The following is a 25,140-nucleotide window of genomic DNA, read 5'->3' as shown; positions in this document are numbered from 1 at the left end:
AACAGTACAACACAAATGATTGGCTCATTACTTAACTAATCGTTTATCATTAAATGAACTAATGAGTTCATTAAAATAAAATAGCTATAGTATCTATAGCTATTTTAATAAATAAAAATTCGTTTGAGTTTTTATTTATTAAAATAAACACTTGGAGAATAAAATGTCTTTATCAGCATTAGGAATTGACCCGCAAAACTTAGCAAGTCAATACACACAAATTGAGCGTGCTTCAAAAGATCAACTTTTAAGCAATAAATACGATGAGTTTTCTAGTAAAATAAGTTCTTTTGACGCCTTAAAAACTACGCTGTCAAGTTTTTATGATAGCGTATCAGACAACTTAGATAGTGATAGTAATTTTTTAGCGAATTCAGCTAATGTGTCTGATGAAGCTGCGCTTAGCATTACAACAACTGGCAGTGCTACATCAGGTGAGTATGATATTTTTGTTGAGCAGTTAGCGCAATCACACCAAGTTGCCCTTAATTTTGATACCACTATACCTTTAAGTACCGATGGTGAATTAAATATTGATTTAGCAGGACAATCATTTAATGTCGATTTATCAACATTAGGAGCATCGGCTTCATTAACTGACCTTGCAAGTGCGATAAACACACATGTTGATAACACTGGTGTCAAAGCGAGTGTTATACGATCAGGTACTGAAACATTTTTAGTGATGACTAGTGAAGACTCAGGGGCGGCAAACCTAGTAACAATGGGTTTTACGCCTGGCTCGGATGGTAATGGCGCCAATATTACTAACGCTATTGCAGGACAAACTGAGCTTGCAGCGGCACAAGATTCTATTGTGAAGTTGGGGACAACTTCTGCGATTACAGTTACCTCTACAAGTAATACACTTGAAGATGTTATTGAAGGTGTAACCTTAAATCTTACCAAGGTACAGGATCCAGCCGATGGCCCTACTCATGTTTCGATTGGACAAGATGTAGAAAATACTAAGAGTAATATTCAAGGTTTTGTTGATGCTTATAATAATTTAGTGAGTAGCATTACAACAAACGATGACTTAAAAAGAGATAGCCTAGCCAGTGGTTTAGCTAACTCATTACGTAACGATCTTCAGGGTACATTTGAAGGCAAAACATTGTATTCTGTCGGTATTGAATTTGATCGTAGTGGTAATTTACAAATTAATAGTGAAAGATTAGAAAAGGCATTAAACTCTGATCCTGATTTGCTAACTAAGATGTTAACCGGTGACAATGGCATAATGTCCAAATTAGAAGAAAGAATAGAACCTTATACAAAAAGTTACGGGATAATGAATGACAAAAAAGATACCCTGCAAGCTAGTTTAGATATTGTTATTAGGCAACAAGAAAGCCATGAGTTATCAATGCAACAAGTATATCAACGTTATTTATCGCAATTTACGCAAATGCAGCAGACTATTGCGCAATTAGAATCTACAATGGGTCAATTTGGTTAGGGACTAATTATGTTAGATTTAAATGATGGCTTTTCAGCTTATAAAAGCACATCGGTTGATGCCAAAGCGGCCAGTGCAGATATACATAAACTTGTTTTAATGTTGTTTGATGGTTTTTTAGATGAACTAGAAAGAGCTGCAGGGCATATTAATCAAAAACGTTACGATAAAAAAGCTGAAAGTATTGAAAAATTAATGCGTATTTTAGGTGGGTTAGAAGCGTCACTTGATCTTGATAAAGGCGGCGAAGTTGCACAAAATATGCAAAAGCTTTATGAGCATTGTGGGCAAGCTTTACTTCAAGCAAGCTTAAAAAATGATTTGTCGTTTATTGACTCTACTCGTGTAGTAATGACTAATCTGCAAGAGGGTTGGCAAGGTTTAGGCACGCAAATAGGTTAACGCATTTTATATGTAATATTAAACCAGCTAATTTGGCTGGTTTTTTTTTGAGATGTTTTATTACAATCGCAATCGCTTCCACTTTGCTTCCGCTACGGAAGGGTGGTTTCCGCTTTTGGGGTTTTTATATATTTTTATTTAGTAAAAACAGTGCCTTAAAGTTGGCTTGTTTTTTGCTTTAATGTTGTGTTGTTTATTCATAGGTTTAGTGCTGTTCATGGTTTTATCAAGTAAAGAAACTGAAAAAAAAATAGAGCAGTTACTGGCGTATATGGAACAAGCTGTGCAAGACGGTAATTGGTTTAAGGTAAAACAAGCTGATAAAATAATGCATTCGTTGCTTAGTATTTCGCAAACAATGCCATGGTTTAATTCGACAGAGCCACAGCGAAAATTATTAAAAAAACGTTATAAAAATATAATTAATTTAATTGCTAAACAGCAATCGATAGTTAAAGTGAAAATGCAAAACCATCAAGAAAATAAAGAAGGTATTGCTGCTTACAAGGAATTCTCTGAAGGAAGTAATTTATGAATGTTCAAGTAGGCAATGCCGCACCTAAAGCTGAATTTGAAGGTGTAAATAGTAAAAGAGTTATTGCAAATGCTTCAACTTCAGAAGACGCTGAGGTGCAAGGTAAAGAGTTTAATGAACACGCTTTAGCTAGTCAAAAAGAAATGGATGAAAGCAACACTATAAATGATGTTGCTGATGACGAGATTACTGGTGATGAATACGTATCTGCAGAATCAGCTGATGTAGATGAAAAGTCTGAAAGTCATTACTTACTCAATCCAATTCAAAAACAAAAAATCGCCGAGCCTGAAGTTAATTTACAAAGCTCAGCTAATGCTGCGCAAGATTTAGTAAGTGTGGATGAAAGTTTAGCTAATAAGCCCTTAATTGAAGACTCTTTACTGAGTAATCCCAGTACTGAAAGTGCAATAGAACTTCCATTAGCTGTAAACCAAACAGCTCAAGCTGCAGTAACCACCTCAACAGGTGATATGGTTTTGAATTCTTCGCAAAATAGCAACATTTCTAACGGACTTCACCTTGGTATAAATAGATTAAATTCAAATAATACAAATAGCTTTAAGCCTGAAGCATCAAACTCTATTGCGCAGTCCATTAGTGCTGATTTAAATGTGCTTGTTAGTAAGGGTGATACTTCGAGTGAAATTGCTCAGCCACTATTAAATAAAACAATACAAGTGCCTGTTACACAAGGAGAGTTTCGCTCTTTAAGTTCGCAGCCTAATGCAGATAGTGTAGCATTTACAGAAATAAGTGATGAACAATTAGTAATACGTAAAAACGAATTAGCAAAGCATTCAATTAATGCGTTTTCTAATGGCGCTTTTAATATTGAAAATCGTGATTTACTAAACCATAAAATGCAGTTGCTTGGTGCTGTTTCTAATAGTACAGCGGCTGTCGATACATTTGAATGGCGACAAGAAAAACTTAAAGGTGGCCCAAATGAATGGGGCCAGCGGTTACTAAATGTGTTAGGTGACAAGGTTAATCTGCAAATTGGCCAGCAAGTACAACGAGCTCAAATACGGTTAGATCCCCCTAATTTAGGTCGAATAGAGATTTCAATTAGTGTTGATGGCGACAAAACATCCGTTAATTTAGTAACCAGTAACCCACAAGTAAGAGACGCTATTGCTCAAACATTAGATCAGTTAAGGCAAACACTTTCTCAAAATGGCAGTGTTTCAGTTGATTTAAGTTTTAGTGATAAGCAACAAGAGCAAAACAATAATTCTGACGATGAAAAAATAGCAGATAACTTTTTGTTTACAGATAACTCAGAAATAGATGCTCCAGAACAGTCAAAAACATCGTCAGATTGGTTAAATAGATTAGTATAATTAATATTGATTAAAGTGAGATAAATGTGAAAAAAATATTGTTAGGGATTGGCGCTTTAATTTTAATTGCGGGCGCTTTTTTTGCCGGTAAATTGCTCGATAGTAGTCCTGAAGTTGATGAAAACTCTGATTCTGAAGCTCCGATCACCGAAGTGTCAGAATCTCAGTATTACGAAATGGACCGTTTTATAATTAGCGTATCTGATGATAGTTATGCACGATATTTAGTTTTAGATTTAGTACTGGTTATCCCTCCTAGTATTGAAAATAAATTAAATGCCGAAAAAGTAACGCCTTTGTTACGTAATGTACTAGTAAAGCAGTTTGCTAATATGAGCCATGCTGATGTTAAGGTTTTATTTAAAGATATAGATGCTGTGCAACAAACATTATTAGAGGAATTTAATATGGTTTTAAAAAGTAAGGCGTCTTTAAAACTAGAAAATGTACTCGTTACCAATGTATTTATTCAGTAAGGTGCATTAAGCATGCTACTGAATGAAGAGTGGGGTGAAGTTGCATCAGACTCATTTGTAACGCTTTCACCGGCAAAAGAAACTGAGCTATTAGCTCAGTACTCTTATTTAGTTAAACGAGCTGCTGCACATATGCGAACACAAGTGGGTGTGCTTGTGGATAACGACGATATCCAGCAAATTGGCTTAGTCGCATTGCTTAGTTCACTTAGGCGTTATGGCCGAGATATAGATGAGAAGTTTACAGCTTTTGCGTTTAAGCGAATTCGTGGTGCAATGCTTGATGAGTTTAGACGCTTAGATTGGCGACCTAGACAGTTAAGGCAACAATCGCATAAATTGCGAGATATGACGCGTGCTTTAAGAAAAGAATATGGCCGTGAACCGACAGACAGCGAGTTATGTGAAGCACTTAATATTAAGCACGATGAATTAGTGCAATTACAGTATAGCGGCCAAGCAGAAACGATTGAGAGCCTAGAAAGTCTACTTGAAGATAATCCTAAATTACCTATTAGTACACCAGACTCTGAAAATGATACCGACACCGCGCTAATGCTAAAAAATGTAATGAGTGATATGAATACTCGCGATAAATTACTTTTACAGTTGTATTACACGCACGAAATGAATATGAAAGAAATAGCGCTAACACTTGAACTTACAGAAGCACGAGTTTGCCAGTTACATAAACGGGCACTCGAAACTCTAACTAGAAAGCTTCAACAAACATAGTATTTGAAGGATAAATAATGCAAAGAATTATAGGTTTAATTGTGGTACTTGCTGCAGTGCTGGGCGGTTTTGCTTTTGCTGGAGGTAATGTTGCTACTATGTGGCAACCTGCTGAGTTTGTAATAATTTTAGGGGCGGGTGTAGGCGCACTTATTGTCGGTAATTCTAAATACGTTTTAACCGAAATGTTAAGTCAGTTAAAATATCAATTTATAAGTGGTAAAGGGAGTAATTCTTCAGAGCTTTATCATGATCTGTTATTGGTTATTTATTCGCTTTTGGATTTAGCCAGAATTAAAGGTATTAAAGGCCTTGATGAACATGTAGAAAACCCAGAAACAAGTTCAATTTTTCTTGCTTACCCTAAGGTTTATGAGTTTCCTCAACTGGTTACCTTTATTTGTGATAATTTGCGCTTATTTAGCATGGGTAAAATTACATCTCATGATTTTGACGCAATGTTAGAGCAAGAAATTTATACTATTGAAGAGCAAAAATTAAAGCCATCTCATGCACTAGCAGGAATAGCCGAAGCAATGCCTGGTTTTGGTATTTTAGCCGCAGTGGGCGGTATTATTATTACAATGCAACATTTGGATGGGGCATTAAGTGAAATTGGCTACCACGTTGCGGCAGCATTAGTAGGTACATTTATTGGTATATTTGCTTGTTACTGTTTAATTGCTCCTTTAGCTTCTGCAATGGAGCAATATGTAAAAAAACAAATGGCCATGCTTGAGTGTGTAAGAGCAATGCTCGTAGCTCACGCTAAAGGGCATGTTCCTATAGTGGCTACGGATTCGGGTAGAAAATTAATAAATGAAGAAGTTAAGCCTACTTTTACCACTATGGAAGAGTGGATAAATAATAAGGCTGCGTAGTTATGGAAAAAACGAATGAAATAATAATAAAAAAAGGACGTAGAAAAGCAAAACATGCAGCGCATGGCGGTGCTTGGAAAGTTGCTTTTGCCGACTTTACATTAGCTATGATGGCCTTTTTTATGGTGTTGTGGATTATGGCTATTACAAATGAATCTGAACGTGTTGAAATAGCACACTATATGAGAACTCATTCAGTGTTTGATGGTGGGCCTGCTATTTTTGACCCTCAAAACAGTCCTTTTCCTGTTGATTTAGGCGGTTCGCCGTCAGTAATAAAACACTTAGAATCAGGAGATGTACCTCCGGACTCTCCTAAACCAGGTATGAGTGAGTTTTTACAAGTTCCCAAGGGTGATATAGACCCTAAAGCAGGTAAAGGTGATAAACTTAACTCAGTAATTGATAGTGACTTTAAAGCGTCGTCTGAGCTAAGTTTATTATTGAAAAGCTTTCAAGATTTATCAAAAGAAGATTTGTTAAAAAATAACTTATTAGTGGAAGAGGTTCCATCGGGATTGAGGGTCATTATTAGAGATAACGATAGTCATAAAATGTTTGAACGCTCTAAAAATGATATGACACCTTTCTTTGAAGATTTATTTTTATATCTTGGTGGTTTGTTTCGCGATATTGATAATAAAATAATTATTTCAGGACACAGTGACGCAAGTACTTTTAAAGATGGTAGCTCAAGAAACTGGGACCTATCTGGTGAAAGAGCGCAGCAAGCAAGAAAAATAATGTCTGCAGGAGGGATGCCCACTAAAAGTGTATTACAAGTAAATGCATTTTCTTCAAATCGTCCCCTAAATAAAGATAACTTGTTAGCTAGTGAGAACCGACGAGTAGAGTTGTTAATTTTAACTAAAGATGCAGAAGAAAAACTTAATGCATTATTTAATGATAACAATATCGATAGCCCTGTAAATAAATCAGCTAAAGCAGCGACTGCTAATAAGCCTGTATTACGCCTTGAAGGTGGTTATGAGTAGCCAAATTGAAACAAAACGCAATTATAAACGTTGGAATTTAAATCCTAAAGACAACTATGAGCCAGAAGCTTTACAGCGAGGTGGAGTGGGTGTTCAGTTATTGCGCAACTTTTTCATTGACATTTCTATTTGTCATGCAGTTGCCAAAGATATAAGTGTGGGTGGAGTGGGTATACTAGTACCTGCAGAAAAGACAATACCTAATACCTTTACGGTTGTATTTGATGAACATAGCCGATTAGTAGGAAGGGTAATGTACCGCCGCCAAGTTAATGAGAAGCTGATGTTTTTAGGTGTTGAATGGACGTCTAAAAACGAGCGAAAACGAAGTGCTATTGTAACGCGATTACAGCAACAAGCTCAGTATAGAAAAGAGCAAGGAAAGAAATGATGAAACTAAACCGGGGAAAGCTTTTTTATGCATAAAAAGTTAAATGTTAGGCCTAAGTTAATTAAAGCTAAAGATGCAACTAGCTTTACTGCTTTCCCTCTTACTCTAGAGCAGCGTATTTTAGATCATGCAATAAAAAAAGCGGATGAAATGAAAGTTAATATGCGAAAAGTTTTCGAACTTGAACTCGCTCAACTTTTTAACGATACGCGGTTTAATGTTGATATTACTCAATGTAGTAAAGGTGTAATTGAAAGCTGGTTTAAAGAGTCTCCACGTATTTTTATTGAATGCCCTTTATTTGTTCCTGAAGAGGACTCTGCTTACTTAGCGCTTGACTATAAAAGTGCTCATAAGACAGCAGACTTATGTCTTGGCGGGGAGTTTAATAGCTTAAATCCTTCAACTGATGAGTCTATAGAGCTTCCTACTGAGTTAAGCTCTACAGAAAATAGAATTTGTTGTCGTTTATTACAAAGGCAAGTTCAGGGGGTGCAAAAGTTACTATTTAGAGAGCGCTCAGCTTTATTAGGCGAAGTTCAAAAATATGAAAAGCACCCAAACCCGTTAAACTATATCGCTTTTAAAGTTCGTTTTATTTTAGAAAACGAAGTTATCAGCTGGTTTCTTTGGTTGCCTATATCTTTTTTTAGTGACAAGAAACTGAATATTAAAGATAAAAGTACTTCCCCTGAAAACATAGCAATGAACGTTTGGCCACAATTTTCTGTACAAGGAAAAGTTGAGATGGCAAACAAGAAAGTAACCCTTAAGCAACTAAAAGGGTGTATGAATGGGGAACTTTTGCCTATAGAGCTTAATGAACTTGCATTGTTTAAATTAGGTAAGAAAAATATATTTAAAGGTCAAGTGGTAGAGCAAGACTCAGGCTTAGCATTTCAAATCACAGAATTAACAAATAAAGAAACGAGTAATATAAATTATGAATGATAATCTTGATAGTGCCTTAGCGGGTTTAGACTTAGATGGAATAGATGACTTTGAAAATAAATCAGTTGCGCAAGGCAATACTGATAATATGTCATTTTTCCAAGATGTTCCTTTATTGGTTACTTTAGAAGTTGCTAGCACAGAAATTACACTGGGTGAGTTAAGCCAAGCCAAAGACGGTGATGTTTTGCGACTTGATAAAGTTGCTGGTGAGCCTTTAGATGTTAAAGTTAATGGGGTTTTCTTTGCTAAAGCTGAAGTTGTTATGGCTGAAGGTAAGTATGCGCTTAAATTTATAAAAGAAGATGCTCCTGAGCAAGAGGAAGCATAAGAAATGAATAAAAGCGTAATTTTTAAGACTGGTTTACTTTTAATATTGCTTTTAATACCAGGCTGGTTAAATGCCGAAGAACTTACGCTATTTTCTTTAAAAGATACTGCGCAAGGGCAAGATTATAACGTTAAGTTGCAGATTTTGTTGCTTATGACGGTATTGAGCTTGATCCCTGCTTTGTTGATGGTACTGACTTCATTTACTCGAATTATTATTGTATTAGCAATTTTAAGGCAAGCGATGGGGCTTCAACAAAGCCCGCCGAATAAGATTCTAATTGGAATATCGTTAATGTTGACGATGCTAATAATGAGACCTGTTTGGCAAGATATGTATCAAAATGCGTATAAGCCATTTCAAGCTGAAACTATTGGTTTGGAAGAAGCATTAGCGAGGGCTGAAAAACCACTTCGTACTTTTATGTTAAGACAAACTAGAGAAAGCGAACTTAGACAGGTTTTATTAATTGCAAACGAACCAACAACATTAACTGCCCAAGAGATCCCTTTTGAAGTATTAATGCCAGCGTTTGTACTTAGTGAGTTAACAACAGCCTTTCAAATCGGTTTTATGCTATTTATTCCGTTTTTAATCATAGATTTAGTTGTAAGTAGTGTGTTGATGTCCATGGGTATGATGATGTTGTCACCCTTAATTATAAGTTTACCTTTTAAACTTATGGTGTTTGTTTTAGCAGATGGGTGGTCGATGGTTGCAGGTACGCTAGCAGCGACCTTTGGTATGTCGCCATGAGTCCAGAAATGGCTGTAGAGCTTATTGCTTCTGCAGTTTATACAATTATTAAATTGATTTTAGTTTTAATTGTGCCGGGGTTAATTTTAGGTATTGTTGTAGCAATAATACAAGGTGCAACCTCTATACAAGAGCAAACATTGACTTTTTTGCCAAGAATGTTACTGACTCTACTAATGGTAGTTTTTGCTGGGCACTGGATGCTTCAAATACTCGTTGATTGGTTTGATAAACTCAAATTTATGATTCCCGGAGTCTTCGGGTGAGTTCGTTAATATCGCTCACTGCGGGTGATTTAGTTAGTTGGATAGGCATGGTATGGTGGCCTTTTGTGCGCTTTTCTGCACTATTATGGTCTATGCCTGTTTTTGATAACCCGGCAGTGACGCCACGCTCACGAATACTCCTTTCGATGATGCTTGCTTTTTTGGTTGCACCACAATTACCCCTTGCCCCCGCAGTTGATATATTTTCTTTGGATGCTGTTATTTTAACGGCGGAACAAATTATTTTTGGCGTAATGATGGGGCTTTCACTGCGAATGCTATTTGAGGTTATGGCGATCATTGGGCTTATATTATCAATGCAGATGGGCTTATCTATGGCATTGGTGATGGACCCTGGAAGTGGAAACCAGGTTGCATTACTAGGGCAGTTATTTTGGATTATGGGGGCATTATTATTCTTTGCTGTCGATGGTCACTTAATTACTCTAAATGTAATGGTCGAAAGCTTTAATGTTTTCCCAATTGGGAGGAGCATTTATGAATTTAATATCCAGTCAATAGTAATGCTATTTACTTGGATGTTTTCCTCTGCATTGCTTCTTTCGCTACCTGGTATTATAGCCATGTTATTGGTCAACCTTACATTTGGTGTTGCTAGTAGAGCGGCCCCGTCACTTAATATATTTGTATTGGGTTTTCCTATGTCCCTTTTGATGGGATTTTTTTGTGTGTTTATGACGTTAGAATATATGGGAAGTGCTTTCTCTTCCTTGGCGTATCATGTACTCACTGTTTTTTCACAAGCGATGCAATAATTTATGTCTGAAAATAGCTCCCAAGAAAAAACAGAACAACCCACAGAGAAAAGGTTAAAAAAGGCCAAAGAAGATGGTCAGGTAGCGCGTTCTAAAGAGCTGAATACGGCCATACTGTTGATGGTTGCTATTTCAGGTTTACTCTGGTTTTCAAATTTATTTTATACATTATTTGTAAATTTGATGAATACGAGTATGCAGCTCGATCACAATATTATAAATAATACTAAAATGATGCCTATTGCCATGGGTAGGGCTGTAATGGATATGATCTCAACTTTAACACCATTTTTGTTTTTATTATTTTTAGCTATGTGGATTACAGGGATTTTGCCGGGCGGCTTTGTTTTTTCAATGAAATCAGTATCCCCTAAGTTTAGTAAGCTAAACCCGTTAAAAGGTTTAGGTAAAATGTTTGGGACACAGTCATTAGTAGAACTGGTTAAATCTATTCTAAAAATCAGCTTATTAGCGATTTGTTTATATGTATTTTTAACCAAACTATGGGGACAACTAATGTTTTTGCAAAGCTTAGACATTAAAGTCGCTATAGGACAAGGTATTGAATTACTCTTTTTATCATTAATGGTCACAGTGACATTATTGTTATTTGTTGCCGTAATTGATGTTCCTTTTCAGCAACATCAAATCTCTAAAAAAATAAAAATGACGCATCAAGAAGTAAAAGAAGAGAGAAAATCTTCTGATGGTAGCCCAGAAATTAAAAACAAAATAAGACAAATTCAATATCAGCAAGCAAATCGAAAAATTGAAGAACGAGTTCCTACTGCCGATGTGATTGTTACTAATCCAACTCATTATGCTGTTGCCATTAAGTATAGTGAAAGTGCCGCTAAAGCTCCTTATGTTGTTGCAAAAGGAGTTGATGAAATGGCATTACGCATTAGAGAGGTAGGACGTCAAAATAACAAAGAAATCATAGAGCTTCCGGCTCTTGCTCGGGCTATATATTTTTCTACCAGAATTGACCAAGAAGTTCCCAATGGTTTATATACCGCAGTAGCGTACGTTTTAACTTATGTTATGCAGCTAAAGGCTTATAAGCAAGGTCGTGGGCAGCCTCCGGCCCCATTACCTGAATTAAAAATCCCTAAAAATTTACAAAAATCTTAGATGTTGGAGTCTTAATTTGAACTGGCGCAGTTTTACTCGGCCTTATACAGCCATTCCTTTAATACTTTTGGCTATACTATCAATGGTTATTTTACCATTGCCAGCATGGCTATTAGATGCATTATTTACATTCAATATTGTGCTATCAGTTATTGTTCTTCTGGTAGCCGTATCCTCAAAGAGACCATTAGATTTCTCTGTATTCCCTACTATTTTACTTGTTGCCACCCTAATGAGGCTAACCCTAAACATAGCCTCAACTCGCGTTGTGTTATTACATGGACATGAAGGTTCTGACGTAGCTGGCCGGGTTATTCAAGCTTTTGGTGAAGTGGTAATAGGCGGTAACTATGTTGTTGGTATTGTTGTTTTTATCATCTTAATGGTAATTAACTTTGTAGTAATAACAAAAGGTGGAGAACGAATATCTGAAGTTGCAGCTCGCTTTACATTAGATGCAATGCCAGGTAAACAAATGGCAATAGATGCCGATTTAAATGCAGGATTAATAGGTCCAGAGCAAGCAAAAGAAAGACGAGCAACAATTGCCCAAGAAGCCGATTTTTACGGCTCTATGGATGGTGCGTCAAAGTTTGTTCGAGGAGATGCTATTGCAGGCTTAATCATCCTAGTAATTAATTTACTGGGTGGTGTCTCTATTGGTGCATTCCAGCATGGTCTTAGTTTAGCTGAAGCTTTTCAGCGCTTTGCATTACTTACTATTGGTGATGGCCTTGTAGCACAAATTCCTTCACTTTTACTTGCTGTAGCGGCGGCTATCATTGTTACGCGAATGAACGATGAAGGGGATATGAGTGAAACAGTTGGTAAACAATTGCTTGCATCTCCACGAGTTATTTTTACCGCAGCTTTAATTATGGTAGTCCTGGGCATAGTACCAGGCATGCCTACTGTGGCGTTTTTGGGTTTTGCAATTCCCTTACTCTATGTTTCTTGGCGATTACAAAGGTCACTCCCCACAACAGATCTGCTCGAAGCTGAACAAATAACTGACTCTATTTTAAGTGAACAACAAGCCAGTTTAGAGTGGGGAGACATTTCTCATGTCGATAAATTGTCAGTGGAGTTAGGGTTCAGGCTTGTTTATTTAGCTGATAAAAATAAAGGCGAGGAACTGGTTAAAACTCTGCGAGGTGTAAGAAAAAACCTGTCGGAGCAATTAGGGTTTTTATTACCTGAAATCCGAATTAAAGATAATTTAAAGCTAAATCCTCAAGAATATAAAGTTAACCTAACTGGCGTTCCCGTTGCAAACGGTTTTTTAAATGCCAAAGAACTACTCGCTTTAAACACCGGAGATGTTTATGGAACTCTAGACGGAGAAATTACAACCGATCCGGCTTACGGACTAGAAGCAGTTTGGATTAAAGATGATAGCAAAGCTAAAGCTTTAAATATGGGTTATTCAGTTGTAGATCTTGGTACGGTAATTGCTACTCATACAGGTAAGATTATTAAAGAACACTTAGATGAGCTGTTTAGTTACGAAGATGTTCAGAGATTAAATGATAGATTGAAAGAAATTTCACCTAGTCTGGCTGAAACTTTTGAAAAATCATTATCGACTAACTTACAGCTGAAAGTTATTCGGTTATTACTACGTGAACATATTAGTATTAAAGACATTGTGACTATAGCAGGCACTTTAATTGATAGTGTTGAAGTAACAAAAGATCCTATTTTATTGGTTTCTGATGTTCGCTGCGCATTACAAAATGTATTAGTTAAACAGGTGATGGGTAATAAAGAAGAGCTTGCCGCTTACAGTCTTGATGAAAAGCTTGAAAGTACAATGCAAAGTTCACTAGATCAAGCGATGCAGGCAGGGAAAGTGGCACTAGATAGCTTTCCTGTTGATCCTAATTTATTAGGGCAATTTCAACGGATGATGCCTTTACTTGTTGATGACATGAAAACAAGGGGAGTTACTCCTGTTTTAATCGTTATTCCTCAGTTGAGGCCTTTGCTTGCTCGCTATGCGAAAAGTTTTACAAAAGGTGGTTTAGTTGTTCTCTCTTATAACGAAATTCCAGATTTTGTGAGAGTTAATGTTCTCGGGTCATTAGGTTGATCTCGTTTATTGACTATGCTGAACAAGTAATGAACTAAATGCAATTATGGTTGCATTTAGTTCTAATTAACTATAACCTAAAAAATTAAGTAGCCCTTATGGGTTAGCATCAAGCTATTGAGTGTTCAGTTAGTAAGTGCAATAAAGTAAATTAAATAGCAAACTTCACGAAAGTGTAGGACGCAAAGCCACCAGTCTAAGGGATAACTAAGATCGTGGGGCTACATTAACTTAGCGACATCGTTTAATACTATAAATGTATTTTTATACATTTCGCTGTTTATATTAAATAGGGCCTAGTCGGTCTGTTCAAGGTTGTATGGAATACTCATGAGTCATATTTTCACATCAATTAAACTTTTAGTTTGTTGTCTGTTTTTTATTGCCACAATTAATGAAGCTGCAGCAAAAGAACAAGTTTTTACTCAAACTTATGAAAAAGGTTTATGGTCTGTACAAGAAAGTTCTTTTTCTTGTCGCTTGGGTCAAACTTTTGACAACTTCGCATCTGTAGAAATTGTTCGTGTTCCTGCAGAACCCCAAAAACTAGTTGTTAAATGGCTAATACCAGATAAAACGGTAACTGATGTCCAAGTCTACTCTAAAAAAGCTGATTGGCAGTCGAAAAATATTTCCCCTCCGCAACTTAATTTATTCACTTCGGATATTACAAATAATACGGCTACATTCGATATTAACGAAAGCACCTTACTAAGAGTAATAAAACAAGGTGGTTGGCTTGATAGTATTATAGGTTTTGGAGATGAACAATTACGCCTTATATTTACAAATATTTTCAGCAGTGATGTTATTGAGCAATATCAACATTGTTTAACTAACCTATCGCCTTTGTCTTGGAAGCAGGCAAGAGATCATGAAATTCACTTTAAAACAGGTAAACGTACGGTTTATCAGCAAGACGATTTAGATTTTTTAAAGGATCTTGTTCGTTACGTTTCGCTAGATAAAGATGTAACTAAAGTGATGGTTGATGGGCACACTGATAATGTTGGTTCTCCTTTAGCGAATCGTCTACTTTCAAAAGAAAGAGCTGATGATGTAGCCTCAAGATTAGTAGAATTTGGTTTGCCTAAAAGTATGTTAGAAGTGCGCGCTCATGGTCAACGTTATCCTATTGTCGAAAATTCAGAAAAAGGATTAGCGTCCAATCGTCGTGTTTTGATTCGTTTGTTTCGACATTCAAATTAATGTGTTTTGTAGGAGATAAAATGAGCCAAAAGTACCTTTTATGGATAAGTGAACAGCAGCCGAATATTGAGTTTATAGAAACCGTTATATCTGAAAACTTTAGATTTTTGCATACCAATTCTATTGCTGAAGCAGTAAGCCATTGTATTAGTATTAAACCAGAGCTTATTTTTGTTGACGCGGATATTAAAAACATTGAATTAGTTGAGTTAATTAAACTTATCCGTAAAACGTGTCCAATTACTCAAGTCGTCTCTCTTGTTGATTCTTCGCAGAGCCAAATTGCGTCGAAAACTATAAATATTGGTGGCGCAGTTGATTATTTATTAAAGCCTTTTTTTGAGCAACAACTGAAAAATACAATCCGTAATGCTAATTCAATGAAGCACGGCGTTGAAGATTTAATTGCTGTATCGACGAGGTCGCAACAAGTTCTACGCTTAGCTAATCGAGCGGCACAAACATCAGCAAGTGTATTGATTAGTGGAGAGTCAGGCACTGGTAAAGAAAAGTTAGCCAATTTCATTCATAAAGCTTCAGAACGTAAAGATAAACCTTTTGTAGCTGTCAATTGTGCAGCGATACCAGAGAACATGCTTGAGTCAATGTTATTTGGATATAATAAAGGCGCATTCACAGGAGCAGTTAACTCCCAAGCAGGTAAATTTGAACTTGCAAATGGAGGAACAATACTACTTGATGAAATAACTGAGCTACCACTTGATTTACAGGCAAAGTTACTGCGTGTTTTACAAGAACGTGAAGTTGAAAGGTTAGGAAGTCATCAAAAAGTTAATCTAGATATACGGATTATTGCTGCTTCTAATAAAGTACTAAGAGAGCAAGTAGAAAAAGGGTATTTCAGAGAAGATTTATTTTATCGATTAGATGTACTACCCCTTAGTTGGCCAGCACTTCGTGATAGAACAGACGATATTTTACCTTTGGCTCATTATTTCATTAAGAAATACGGGTCGTCTGAGTATCATATTAGTAAACAAGCTGAAGATCTTATGCTTTGTTACAACTGGCCTGGAAACGTACGAGAGCTTGAAAATGTTATGCAAAGAGCACTCGTTATGGCTCGTGGTGCAGAGATTCAATCTGACGATCTCAACTTACCTCACTGTTTACCTGCTGCCGCTACATTTTGCTCATCTCAATTAAAAGAAAATAAGAAACAAGCTGAGTTTGATTATATTTATAGTTTACTAAGTCGCTTTAAAGGACATAGAACTCAAACAGCTGACGCGCTTGGAGTGAGTACTCGAGCATTAAGATACAAACTTGCCGCTATGCGTGAATACGGCATTGATATAGATGCAATAGCATAATTTAAAGGAAACTCTAATGTCCCCAATTGAAAGTCAACGATTGATGCTTGGTAAAATGATGGAAATGCAGCAGTTAGCTGCACCTGATCGAATTGAGCCTAATATAATCCCCAATGAAAATGTAAATATAGGTGAAGATTTTAAACATGTAGTTCGATCAATAAATGAACAGCAAAATATCGCTGGAGATATGATGAAAGCCGTTGATACGGGACAAAGTGAAGATGTTGTTGGTGCTATGATCGCAAGTCAAAAAGCAAGCTTAAGCTTTTCGATGCTTATGGAAATGCGAAATAAAGTGCTCAATGGTATTGATGATGTAATGCGAATGTCACTCTAGAGGCTGATGATGAAGGGCGAATTAACTAAAGTTCCAGAATTAGATAACAACGACATGAAGTTAAAAGAAAAAGTCGTGAACTTCTCTAATAAATTAAACTTCAATGCTGGTAGTGATAGAAGCATTGCAACAATAGCATTATTAGCAACGCTTGTAGCAGCGACAATCGTATTAATATTATGGACATCAGCAAAAAATTACGTACCTCTTTACGGTAACCAAGAGAGTTATGATAAAGCTAATATTCTTGAGATTTTAGATACTGAAGAAATAACATTTCGTATTGATACTGATAGCGGCAATATTTTGGTTCCGCAAGAGAAGTTGGCTGATGCAAGGATTACTCTTGCGGCAAGGGGTATAAAAGCTTCTATGCCAGAAGGTATGGAAAACATTAGTGATAAAGTTTCAATGGGAACTAGTCAATTTATTGAATCAATGCAGTATCAGCATGCATTAGAGGGTGAACTCGCTCGAACAATAATTAATATGCAAGGCATTCGAAATGCCCGAGTGCATTTAGCTGTTCCAAAACGCAGTCTATTTGTTGGGCGCGCTGAACAAAAAACCGCCGCTTCAGTTATGGTTGATTTAGCGCCTGGACATGAGCTTAAACCGGAGCAAGTAGAGGCAATAATCGCTTTAGTGATAGGCAGTGTTCCTGGTTTAAATCCTAAATCGGTATCAGTGGTTGATCAACGTGGAAAATTGTTAAGTGGTGATTTATTTGATAATAGCCCAGTGGGCAAAGAAACAGATAAAAAGTTAGCATTTACACAGAAGGTTGAACGAAATATTGAGCAAAGAGCATCAATAATGTTATTGCCTATATTGGGTGAGAATAACTTTAGAATTCAAGTTTCCACGGATGTAGATTTTAGTGTCGTAGAGGAAACCAAAGAGCTTGTCGATCCTCAAAATGTGTTAAAACAAGAATTTGTAAAGTCAGATACAACCTTAGACCAATTTGCAGCTGGTATTCCTGGCTCTCTAGCAAATGAGCCTCCGGTGCCAAATGCACAAGCCGAAGGTGAGGATAACGAGCGAACTTCAGAAAGAAGTGAGAGTAATAGACAATTTGAAAATGGACGTTCTGTTACTCATACACAATTTGAAGTAGGACGAGTTAAATCAATGAGCTTGTCTGTACTTATTAATGAAGGTGCATCTTTAGAAGATGCAGGCTGGACAGATGAACGTTTAGCATCATTAGGTGAAATGGTTAAAAAGGCGACGGGTTATAACGAGGCTAGAGGGGATCAGTTTAATATAACTAGCTTTGCGTTTGTGCAAGAAAAAGTATTAGCCCCTGGTGAAGGACTTGAATGGTGGCAAATGCCAGAATTCAGAGAGTATGCTCGCTATATTTTCGGTACATTAATTAGTCTTTTACTTATTCTATTTGGTGTTCGTCCTTTAGTTAACCACTTGATTAAAGGTAAGAGTGCGTCTGAATTGGCAGCATCGCCAGCTCAAGACTTAAATAATGTAAGACCTAATGATGTTACAGATAGGAAAATTACTCCACTTGATGACGCAATTAGCTCTAGTGCAAAAGTAAATAGTTTAGGCTCTAAAGACTCAAATGTTGAACACTCGGCTATATCACTTCCTCAAATAGGTAATGATTTTGAAGAGCAGATTGCTCACATGCAGCTTTTAGCGAGTAGAGAGACTGAGCGTGTTACATCAGTGATAAAATATTGGGTAGAGCAAGGGGTTGAAATTGAATCAAGAAAAGCTTGATAAGGTAACACCGTTACCGGCATTAGACAGAGCGGCAATTTTATTGTTAAGCATGGGCGAAGAAAATGCAGCCAGTGTTATTCGCAAGCTCGGTCGTAGGGAAGTTCAAGCTATTTCAGAAAGAATGGCTAAAATTTCTAACGTTACTCAAAAAGAAGTTGCCTCTACCTTAGGTGAATTTTTTGATTGCTACCGAAATGAAAGCGGTGTTAATGGTGCATCTAGGGCTTATTTAGAAAAAGCATTGGATAAAGCAGTCGGTCGAAAATTAGCCAAAACAATGCTTGATGATATTTATGGTGGAGCTATGAACGACGATTTACGTCGTTTAGAGTGGATCCCTCCTGAGCTTATTGTTCGTTTTCTTGAACAAGAGCATGTGCAAATGCAGGCTTTATTTTTAGCTTTTTTACCGCCAGAGCAAGCCTCTGCCATTATCGCTTTATTTCCTGAATCGAAGCATGACGATCTACTTTACAGGATTGCCAGCTTAAGGGAAGTTAGCGAACATGTAATTGATGATGTTCGTTTAACTCTAGAGGCATGTATTGAATTCGTTGGGCGCCAAGTGGGAGCTCAAGTTAACGGCGTAGATAAAGCTGTTGAAATTATGAATCGTTATAACGGTAATAAGAGTCAAATTATCGAAATGATGAAAAAGCACAACAGTACTGTTGCTGACGAAGTTCAAGAGAAAATGTATGACTTCGATAGTTTGGCGAAACAAACAGATGAAACATTAACTCAGTTGTTAAATGATATTCCAGATGAGTTATGGGTTATGTCATTAAAAGGTGCTGAGAGTGAGCTTCTTGAAAGAGTTTTAGGTTCTTTACCTAAGCGACTGGCTCAAGTTTACCAGCAGCAGATTGAAGGTTTGACATCTCAGCCTGTAAGTAAAGTTAGAGCAGCCCGAAAAGAGATCATGTCAATAGTAAGAGATATGACTAAGCGAGGGGAAATAGAATACCGCTTGTATCAAGAAGAAACTGCAGGATAATTATGACTGAAGCATTTCGTTTTCCTGTTTTAAACAAAATAGAGCAGCAAAAAACGCTCCATGAGCGTTTGGAAGCTGCTGAACGTGCTGGTTGGCAAAGTGGATATGAAAAAGGGCTTGAGCAGGGCGCGTTAGATAAACAAAATAATTTAGAACAACAAATTGAGACCAAGGTTGAAACTTTGGTCAATGAGCGCTTAGAGTCTGAAAAAAAAATATTAGTAGATCACTTTAATGTGATTTTTGAAAAAACTAATAACGAACTATTAGCACTTTCTACTGATTTAAAAAATGATATTACTCAAATAATTACTAAGTTAGCTGAGTTTGTCATTGATAATGAGCTTAAAATACAGCCTGAAATAAGACTGAAATTAGTAGAGAAAGCGATAGAACTTCTTTCAGATAGAGATGTTGTTACAAAGATCGTTTTTTCTTCAGCGGATAAAGAATGGCTAGATTCAGCTGTATTAAAAAACTTTGCAATACCGATTCAATTTGATGATGAACTTACCTCTGGAGATGTCGAGTTAATTGCTGAACAGCAAACCCATAGTTTTTCTTTTTCTCAGCGTTTACAAAGTTTGCTCGATACTATTATCCCTGAAATACTAAGAAATGATTCAGATGAACAGTGATTTAAATTCCCGTTTAAAATCAGCCTTAGACATACTTACACCACCCCCTTTAATTCAAAGCTATGGTCGCCTCATTCGAGTTAATGGTTTAACTTTAACTGCCACAGGCGGCCAATTTGCTATTGGCGAAAAGTACCAAGTTGAGAGCGTGGATGGGATTTGGTATGACGCAGAGGTTATTGGTTTTAACCAAGACGAAGCGTATTTAATGCCTTTGAAAAAGGCGCAAAATTTATGCTCTGGGGGGCGAGTACGTCCTGCTGCTAAAGTTTCTACAATCGCTATTTCTGAAAAGCTACTTGGCCGTGTTGTTGATGCGCAAATGCAACCAATCGACAACTTAGGCGATTTAGATAAAGACGAGAGCGTTAATTTATCTAAATTACCGAAAGATTATTCACTAACACCTTTAGAGCGTAAAGGTGTAACCGAGCCTTTAGATGTTGGCATAAGAGCAATAAATAGTTTGTTTAGTGTGGGAAAAGGGCAGCGGTTAGGTTTATTTGCAGGCTCTGGTGTTGGTAAAAGTAAGCTTTTAGGTATGATGACACGATATACATCGGCTGATGTTGTTATCGTTAGCTTAGTAGGTGAGCGTGGCTGGGAAGTTAAAGAATTCATTGAACAAAGTTTAGGTAAAGAAGGCTTAAAAAAGGCGATTGTTATTGCTTCCCCAGCGGATGATTCGCCTTTATTGCGTATTAAAGCTGCTGAGTTAAGTCATCGTCTTGCTGCTTTTTTTAGAGATAAAAATTTAAATGTATTGTTGTTAATGGATTCTCTAACAAGGTATGCACAGGCTCAACGCGAGATTGGTTTATCAGTAGGTGAATTACCTGCTTCAAAAGGTTACCCACCTTCGGTATTTAGCAAGCTTACACAACTTGTTGAGAGCTCAGGTAATAGCGAAAAAAGCAAAGGGTCAATGACGGCGATTTATACCGTACTTGCTGAGGGAGATGATCAACAAGATCCAATTGCCGATAATGCTCGCGCAATACTCGACGGCCATATAGTACTTGATCGAACATTAGCTGAAAAAGGTCATTACCCAGCAATAAATATAGGGGCATCTATTAGCCGTGTTATGCCCAATATTGTTACACCAGAACAACTTGAATACTGCTATAAGTTAAAAAAATTATATAGTCGGTATATGCAAGTACATGAGCTAATTCCTCTGGGTGCTTATCAAGCGGGTAAAGATCCTGAGCTTGATAGTGCTGTTGCACTTTACCCTGAAATTGAATCATTTTTGTGCCAAGGTCTTAATGAAAAAGTAGACTTTATTCAATCATGTACACAATTAAATGAAGTGATGAGTAAGCTGAATGTTAAATAAGTACTTAGTTATACAAAAAGATAAACTCGATCTTATGCTCGCTAAACAAACTCAATTGCAGTTAAAAAGTTTAGAAGAACAACAACGATTAGCTCAACTGCAATTGCATATTAATAGTATGGACAAAAGCAGACAGATGAAATCAGCTATTAGTTTACAAAACCTATCTGGAATGAAAGGGATTCTTAGTGGTTTGTCTAATCAACAAAGTACACGCTTGAAGGATTCTCAACAGGATGAGCTGCGACAGCAACAAGCTTGTTTAAAGCAAATGACCTTCAATAAAGGAATTGAAGGAATAGTAAAAAATAGAGTTTCGATTAAACAAAGCTATACCAATAAACAAGAAGAAAAAGTATTGGATGAGATGGTTAGCCAGGCTTATATCCGCCAACGTTATGAGTAGTTTAGCATTATTTTTATACTCATTTATTTAATTGTTTTTCGGGAGCATTATCATTCTCCCCTCTACTAATACCTTTTTTTGTTACAATGCCTGCAAAGCAATTTAGGGTAAATAGCTGTGCTGCCGGTTCAAGACATATATCAACAACTCGTTACTACATTACAAAGTAATCCTATTACGTTATTACAAGCGCCGCCTGGTGCGGGTAAATCTACGTGGTTACCACTACAACTTATGCGCGATGGGCATTTTAAACGTATTGTAATGCTAGAGCCGCGTCGTTTAGCTGCACGTAATATTGCCAGTTATTTAGCAAAGTGCCAAAACGAGAGTGTAGGGCAAAGTGTGGGCTTGCGAATTAGGGGCGAGAGTAAAGTAAGCGCTAATACGCGCCTCGAAATAGTCACCGAAGGCATGCTAACGCGCATGCTGCAAAACGACCCCGAATTAAGCGATATAGATTTACTTATATTTGATGAATTTCATGAACGTTCAATTGCAGCCGATACCTCACTTGCCTTTGCTTTAGAAACTCAAAGTGCACTGCGTGAAGATTTAACCATCATGCTTATGTCGGCAACGCTTGATACTGAGCGTTACACTGCTTTTTTTGATTGCCCTGTAATTCAATCCAATGGTCGCAGCTACCCAATAGACGAAGTATACATACCCATAAAAGATGAAAGCCGCTGGCTTGATGCAATTCCTAGCATAATAAAACAAGCACTTAATGAGCAAACAGGCAGCGCATTGGTGTTTTTACCTGGGCAATTTGAAATACTACGGGTGCAGCAAGCACTTAACGATTTACCCGGTAACTGCACAGTAGCAACGTTATTTGGCGAGCAAGATAAAGCCAATCAGCAAGCCGCTATTGCTCCCGCGCCAAATGGTATGCGCAAGGTCGTGCTTACCACCAATGTAGCCGAAACCAGTTTAACAATTGAAGGCATACGCATTGTAATTGACAGCGGTAAGCGCCGTGCAGCGACCTTTAATTTAAAAACAGGGGTTACTGATCTCACAACACAAAGTATATCGCGCTCCTCTGCTGTGCAGCGCGCAGGACGTGCAGGGAGAATAGAGCCAGGCATTGTTTATCGAATTGGCTCAAAGCAAACCTTTGAGCGGCGCAATAGCCACGACAACCCCGAAATACTAACATCAGACATTAGCCAACTTATGCTTGAGGCAAAGCAGTGGGGTGCCAGTATTGATGAATTAACTTTGCTCGATAAACCTACTGAGCAGCAATGTGTACAGGCAAGCAACTTGCTTAACATGCTTGAAGCTATTGATAGCAAATGCAAGCTCACACCACTTGGCAGTAAAATGTTAGGTTTTGGTGCTGATATTCGCTTGGCGCATATGCTACTAAAAGCCCATATGCTTGATACGCAGTTAACAGGTATTTATCGCCTTGCTATTTATTTAGTGTCATTACTTGAGAGTAGAGTAAACAGTGCAAACGAGTTGAGTTTAGCGCTTCATAGCCAACAGCAACGACCGCATCCGGTATTTAAGCAGCAGTTAAAATATTGGCAAAGCCGCTTAAAAGTAAAAGAGTCAAATGCTGATTTGAACACAGAACATTTAAGTTTGCTGGTGGCACTTGCTTATCCCGATCGTATTGCTAAAAAGCGCGGTAATGGTTACTTACTTGCCAATGGTGCAGGGGCTGAATTAAATGCCGATTACTGGCACAACGACGACTACCTAGCCATTGCAACTATGGGCGGGCACAAAGGCGGGCGTATATTTGCAGCCACCGCGCTTAACCCATTTGAGTTACAAGATTATTTACCGCATTTATTTAGCGAACTAACTCGCTGCGAATTTGACGAAAAAGCCGCACGCTTTATTCATCAAGATGAAGTAAAGCTTGGTGCTATAACGCTTACCAGTCAGCCTAGTAAACACAAATTAGACAAAAGCGAGCGTGCCAAAGCGTGGCTTAACTTATTTGCAAAGCAAGGCTTTGCATTATTTAACGAGCAAGCTGATGCCCAGCAATTACTAATACGCATGAGCTTGGCAAGTAAGTTATTGCCCGATAAATTTCCACAAATAAGCGAGCAACAACTTATTCAAAATGCAGCGCAGTGGCTAGGCGTGTTTTTAGAAGATATTAAAACACTCACGCAGCTTAAAAAGTTTAACTACTTTGAGGCATTACAAAACTGCTTTGATTGGCAGCAACAAACGACGTTAAAAGCTCTGCTGCCACTGCGTTTAAAGGTGCCAAGTGGCTCAAATGTAAAAATAGAATATCAGCTTGATGGCCCCGCAAAACTGAGCGTTCGCATGCAAGAAGTATATGGTTTGACGAGTACGCCTATGCTTGCCAACGGTAAACTGCCACTGCTTATGGAATTACAATCGCCAGGTAAACGCTCACTGCAACTTACTCAAGACTTAGCGCATTTTTGGGCTAGCAGTTATCGCGATGTGCAAAAAGAAATGAAAGGCCGCTACCCTAAACATTTTTGGCCAGACGACCCAGCCAACAGCGTTGCAACGAATAGAGTAAAGAGCAAAATGTAGATATTATACCAATTTTATTAAAAGCATGATCATTTTATCGTATTAAATAGCGCACTCACTGCGTTAAAAATTATTCATATAGAACAACTATATGTCGTAATTTTTGCCTTGTTATTACGCTATTTTCTTAGCGCTATAATGAACACTAATTTAATGCAATTGGTATTAATTACTTAAAGTTATTTGTTTTATTATTGAACATATTAATATAATGTACCTATAAATGAATCAATACTTTTAACTACAGGGAATTAGTAATGAGGCTACTTTTAACGTTAGGTTTGGCTTTGGTAACTGCTTTTTCGGCTTATGCTGAAAAGCCACTCGACTTAAATGCGTTTGCGCAGCAGTACTATAAAAAAATGACCGCTACACAAGCATCTAATGCAGGTACTAAAGAGCTTGAGGCTTATCTTGCATTGTTAACTGATGATATTGGTAATCAGCATATTCCTTATCAACCCGATGACTCACGTACTCCTGATGGTAAAAAGCAAATGCGCAAAGGCATGAGCTTTTACTTAGGTGCGCACACATTGTTTGAAAGCACACTGCTTAATACATTTGTGTTTAACGATACAGGCTTTGCTATTCGTTATAAAAACGATGTAAAAGGTGTTCATCCGCAAAATCAGCAACCAATAGAATATACATCAGTAATGATGGAAGTAATCGAAATTGAAAACGGCAAAGTGGCGATGATCCGCAAATATCACGAATAACTAATAAAGCCAATAAAGATATATTTATGAAACATTTACTGATCGCATTATCAATATTGATGTTTAGCGGCGTTCGCCAAGAAAAATGGCTCCATACCTTGTTATTATTGGATTTAAACTTCTTTTCCGCCATGCTTTTCTGCTAGGTCGTCGAGCTCGGCTGAGGTGTAATCAAAACCACTTTCGTCGTATTCGTATGTTACTTTTACACTGTCGCCGCCATTAAAAAGCCGCGTTTTCACATCGTTTACTGGCCAGTTTTTTAGCTCGTGTAAAAACCGGTTAGCAACTTGTGAATATTCAAAACGATAGCGAATTTCTGTTTTCATA

At 37.3% G+C, this 25,140-nt stretch carries 27 protein-coding genes and 1 riboswitch; of the genes, 26 read left to right on the top strand and 1 reads right to left on the bottom strand.

The window, feature by feature from the left end; genetic code table 11:
- The first annotated feature begins 163 nt into the window (after positions 1-163).
- The 26 genes from fliD to PX700_RS16145 all read left to right on the top strand — a co-directional run bounded on the left by fliD (position 164) and on the right by PX700_RS16145 (position 24,810).
- Complete coding sequence (gene fliD, locus PX700_RS16270; protein ID WP_479521281.1) at positions 164-1,462, top strand: flagellar filament capping protein FliD; 1,299 nt, start codon at positions 164-166, stop codon at positions 1,460-1,462.
- Between the two features lie 9 nt (positions 1,463-1,471).
- Positions 1,472-1,864, top strand: coding sequence for a flagellar export chaperone FliS (gene fliS, locus PX700_RS16265; protein ID WP_479521280.1), 393 nt, complete (start codon positions 1,472-1,474; stop codon positions 1,862-1,864).
- 217 nt (positions 1,865-2,081) lie between these two features.
- Positions 2,082-2,399 (top strand): hypothetical protein, encoded by a 318-nt coding sequence (locus PX700_RS16260; protein ID WP_479521279.1) that lies wholly within the window; start codon positions 2,082-2,084, stop codon positions 2,397-2,399.
- Positions 2,396-3,745: a flagellar hook-length control protein FliK gene (locus tag PX700_RS16255; protein WP_479521278.1), complete on the top strand. Its 1,350-nt coding sequence runs from the start codon at positions 2,396-2,398 to the stop codon at positions 3,743-3,745. The genes PX700_RS16260 and PX700_RS16255 overlap by 4 nt, the downstream gene beginning before the upstream one ends.
- A gap of 26 nt (positions 3,746-3,771) precedes the next feature.
- Positions 3,772-4,221, top strand: coding sequence for a flagellar basal body-associated FliL family protein (locus PX700_RS16250; protein ID WP_479521277.1), 450 nt, complete (start codon positions 3,772-3,774; stop codon positions 4,219-4,221).
- A gap of 12 nt (positions 4,222-4,233) precedes the next feature.
- The gene (locus tag PX700_RS16245) at positions 4,234-4,956 is read left to right on the top strand and encodes a FliA/WhiG family RNA polymerase sigma factor (protein WP_479521276.1); all 723 of its coding nucleotides are present in this window, start codon (positions 4,234-4,236) and stop codon (positions 4,954-4,956) included.
- A gap of 17 nt (positions 4,957-4,973) precedes the next feature.
- Positions 4,974-5,837 (top strand): flagellar motor stator protein MotA, encoded by an 864-nt coding sequence (gene motA, locus PX700_RS16240; RefSeq protein ID WP_166378756.1) that lies wholly within the window; start codon positions 4,974-4,976, stop codon positions 5,835-5,837.
- A 2-nt stretch (positions 5,838-5,839) separates the two neighbouring features.
- The gene (locus PX700_RS16235) at positions 5,840-6,832 is read left to right on the top strand and encodes a flagellar motor protein MotB (protein ID WP_479521275.1); all 993 of its coding nucleotides are present in this window, start codon (positions 5,840-5,842) and stop codon (positions 6,830-6,832) included.
- A complete protein-coding gene (locus PX700_RS16230; RefSeq protein WP_479521274.1) occupies positions 6,825-7,223 on the top strand; it encodes a PilZ domain-containing protein in 399 nt (132 codons plus the stop codon). The genes PX700_RS16235 and PX700_RS16230 overlap by 8 nt, the downstream gene beginning before the upstream one ends.
- Before the next feature lie 27 nt (positions 7,224-7,250).
- A complete protein-coding gene (locus tag PX700_RS16225) occupies positions 7,251-8,174 on the top strand; it encodes a FliM/FliN family flagellar motor switch protein (protein ID WP_479521273.1) in 924 nt (307 codons plus the stop codon).
- Positions 8,167-8,505: a FliM/FliN family flagellar motor switch protein gene (locus PX700_RS16220; protein WP_479521272.1), complete on the top strand. Its 339-nt coding sequence runs from the start codon at positions 8,167-8,169 to the stop codon at positions 8,503-8,505. Before PX700_RS16225 ends, PX700_RS16220 begins: the two co-directional genes overlap by 8 nt.
- 3 nt (positions 8,506-8,508) lie before the next feature.
- Positions 8,509-9,261: a flagellar type III secretion system pore protein FliP gene (gene fliP / locus PX700_RS16215; protein ID WP_166378746.1), complete on the top strand. Its 753-nt coding sequence runs from the start codon at positions 8,509-8,511 to the stop codon at positions 9,259-9,261.
- Entirely contained in the window at positions 9,258-9,527 is a 270-nt protein-coding gene (locus PX700_RS16210; RefSeq protein WP_166378744.1) for a flagellar biosynthetic protein FliQ, read from the top strand. The genes fliP and PX700_RS16210 overlap by 4 nt, the downstream gene beginning before the upstream one ends.
- Positions 9,524-10,303 carry a flagellar biosynthetic protein FliR gene (gene fliR, locus PX700_RS16205; RefSeq protein ID WP_197192685.1) on the top strand — a complete coding sequence of 260 codons (780 nt, stop codon included), beginning with the start codon at positions 9,524-9,526 and terminating at the stop codon, positions 10,301-10,303. Before PX700_RS16210 ends, fliR begins: the two co-directional genes overlap by 4 nt.
- Before the next feature lie 3 nt (positions 10,304-10,306).
- Entirely contained in the window at positions 10,307-11,437 is a 1,131-nt protein-coding gene (flhB, locus tag PX700_RS16200) for a flagellar biosynthesis protein FlhB (RefSeq protein WP_479521271.1), read from the top strand.
- Positions 11,438-11,453: 16 nt separating this feature from the next.
- Positions 11,454-13,529 (top strand): flagellar biosynthesis protein FlhA, encoded by a 2,076-nt coding sequence (gene flhA / locus PX700_RS16195; RefSeq protein WP_479521270.1) that lies wholly within the window; start codon positions 11,454-11,456, stop codon positions 13,527-13,529.
- Between the two features lie 147 nt (positions 13,530-13,676).
- Positions 13,677-13,758, top strand: a riboswitch (cyclic di-GMP riboswitch).
- Between the two features lie 101 nt (positions 13,759-13,859).
- Entirely contained in the window at positions 13,860-14,738 is an 879-nt protein-coding gene (locus tag PX700_RS16190; RefSeq protein ID WP_479521269.1) for an OmpA family protein, read from the top strand.
- Positions 14,739-14,758: 20 nt separating this feature from the next.
- Complete coding sequence (locus PX700_RS16185; protein ID WP_479521268.1) at positions 14,759-16,072, top strand: sigma-54 interaction domain-containing protein; 1,314 nt, start codon at positions 14,759-14,761, stop codon at positions 16,070-16,072.
- A gap of 16 nt (positions 16,073-16,088) precedes the next feature.
- Positions 16,089-16,412, top strand: coding sequence for a flagellar hook-basal body complex protein FliE (gene fliE / locus PX700_RS16180; protein WP_479521267.1), 324 nt, complete (start codon positions 16,089-16,091; stop codon positions 16,410-16,412).
- Positions 16,413-16,421: 9 nt separating this feature from the next.
- Complete coding sequence (gene fliF, locus PX700_RS16175) at positions 16,422-18,158, top strand: flagellar basal-body MS-ring/collar protein FliF (RefSeq protein ID WP_479521266.1); 1,737 nt, start codon at positions 16,422-16,424, stop codon at positions 18,156-18,158.
- Complete coding sequence (locus PX700_RS16170; RefSeq protein WP_166378728.1) at positions 18,139-19,158, top strand: FliG C-terminal domain-containing protein; 1,020 nt, start codon at positions 18,139-18,141, stop codon at positions 19,156-19,158. Before fliF ends, PX700_RS16170 begins: the two co-directional genes overlap by 20 nt.
- Positions 19,159-19,160: 2 nt before the next feature.
- The gene (locus tag PX700_RS16165; protein ID WP_415638294.1) at positions 19,161-19,796 is read left to right on the top strand and encodes a FliH/SctL family protein; all 636 of its coding nucleotides are present in this window, start codon (positions 19,161-19,163) and stop codon (positions 19,794-19,796) included.
- Complete coding sequence (locus PX700_RS16160; RefSeq protein ID WP_415638295.1) at positions 19,786-21,138, top strand: FliI/YscN family ATPase; 1,353 nt, start codon at positions 19,786-19,788, stop codon at positions 21,136-21,138. The genes PX700_RS16165 and PX700_RS16160 overlap by 11 nt, the downstream gene beginning before the upstream one ends.
- A complete protein-coding gene (locus PX700_RS16155; RefSeq protein ID WP_415638296.1) occupies positions 21,128-21,544 on the top strand; it encodes a hypothetical protein in 417 nt (138 codons plus the stop codon). The genes PX700_RS16160 and PX700_RS16155 overlap by 11 nt, the downstream gene beginning before the upstream one ends.
- 117 nt (positions 21,545-21,661) lie before the next feature.
- A complete protein-coding gene (hrpB, locus tag PX700_RS16150; RefSeq protein WP_479521265.1) occupies positions 21,662-24,088 on the top strand; it encodes an ATP-dependent helicase HrpB in 2,427 nt (808 codons plus the stop codon).
- A gap of 257 nt (positions 24,089-24,345) precedes the next feature.
- Positions 24,346-24,810, top strand: a complete 465-nt coding sequence (locus tag PX700_RS16145) for a nuclear transport factor 2 family protein (protein WP_479521264.1) — start codon at positions 24,346-24,348, stop codon at positions 24,808-24,810.
- Between the two features lie 113 nt (positions 24,811-24,923).
- On the opposite strand, the gene PX700_RS16140 is transcribed toward PX700_RS16145, so the two are convergent.
- Positions 24,924-25,139 carry a hypothetical protein gene (locus tag PX700_RS16140; RefSeq protein WP_415638299.1) on the bottom strand — a complete coding sequence of 72 codons (216 nt, stop codon included), beginning with the start codon at positions 25,137-25,139 and terminating at the stop codon, positions 24,924-24,926.
- Between the last annotated feature and the right edge of the window lies 1 nt (position 25,140).

The sequence above is a fragment of the Pseudoalteromonas sp. TP27 genome (genome assembly GCF_056470645.1).
The sequence above is the reverse complement of the archived record's forward strand: the minus strand, read 5'-3'. Positions and strand labels throughout refer to the sequence as shown.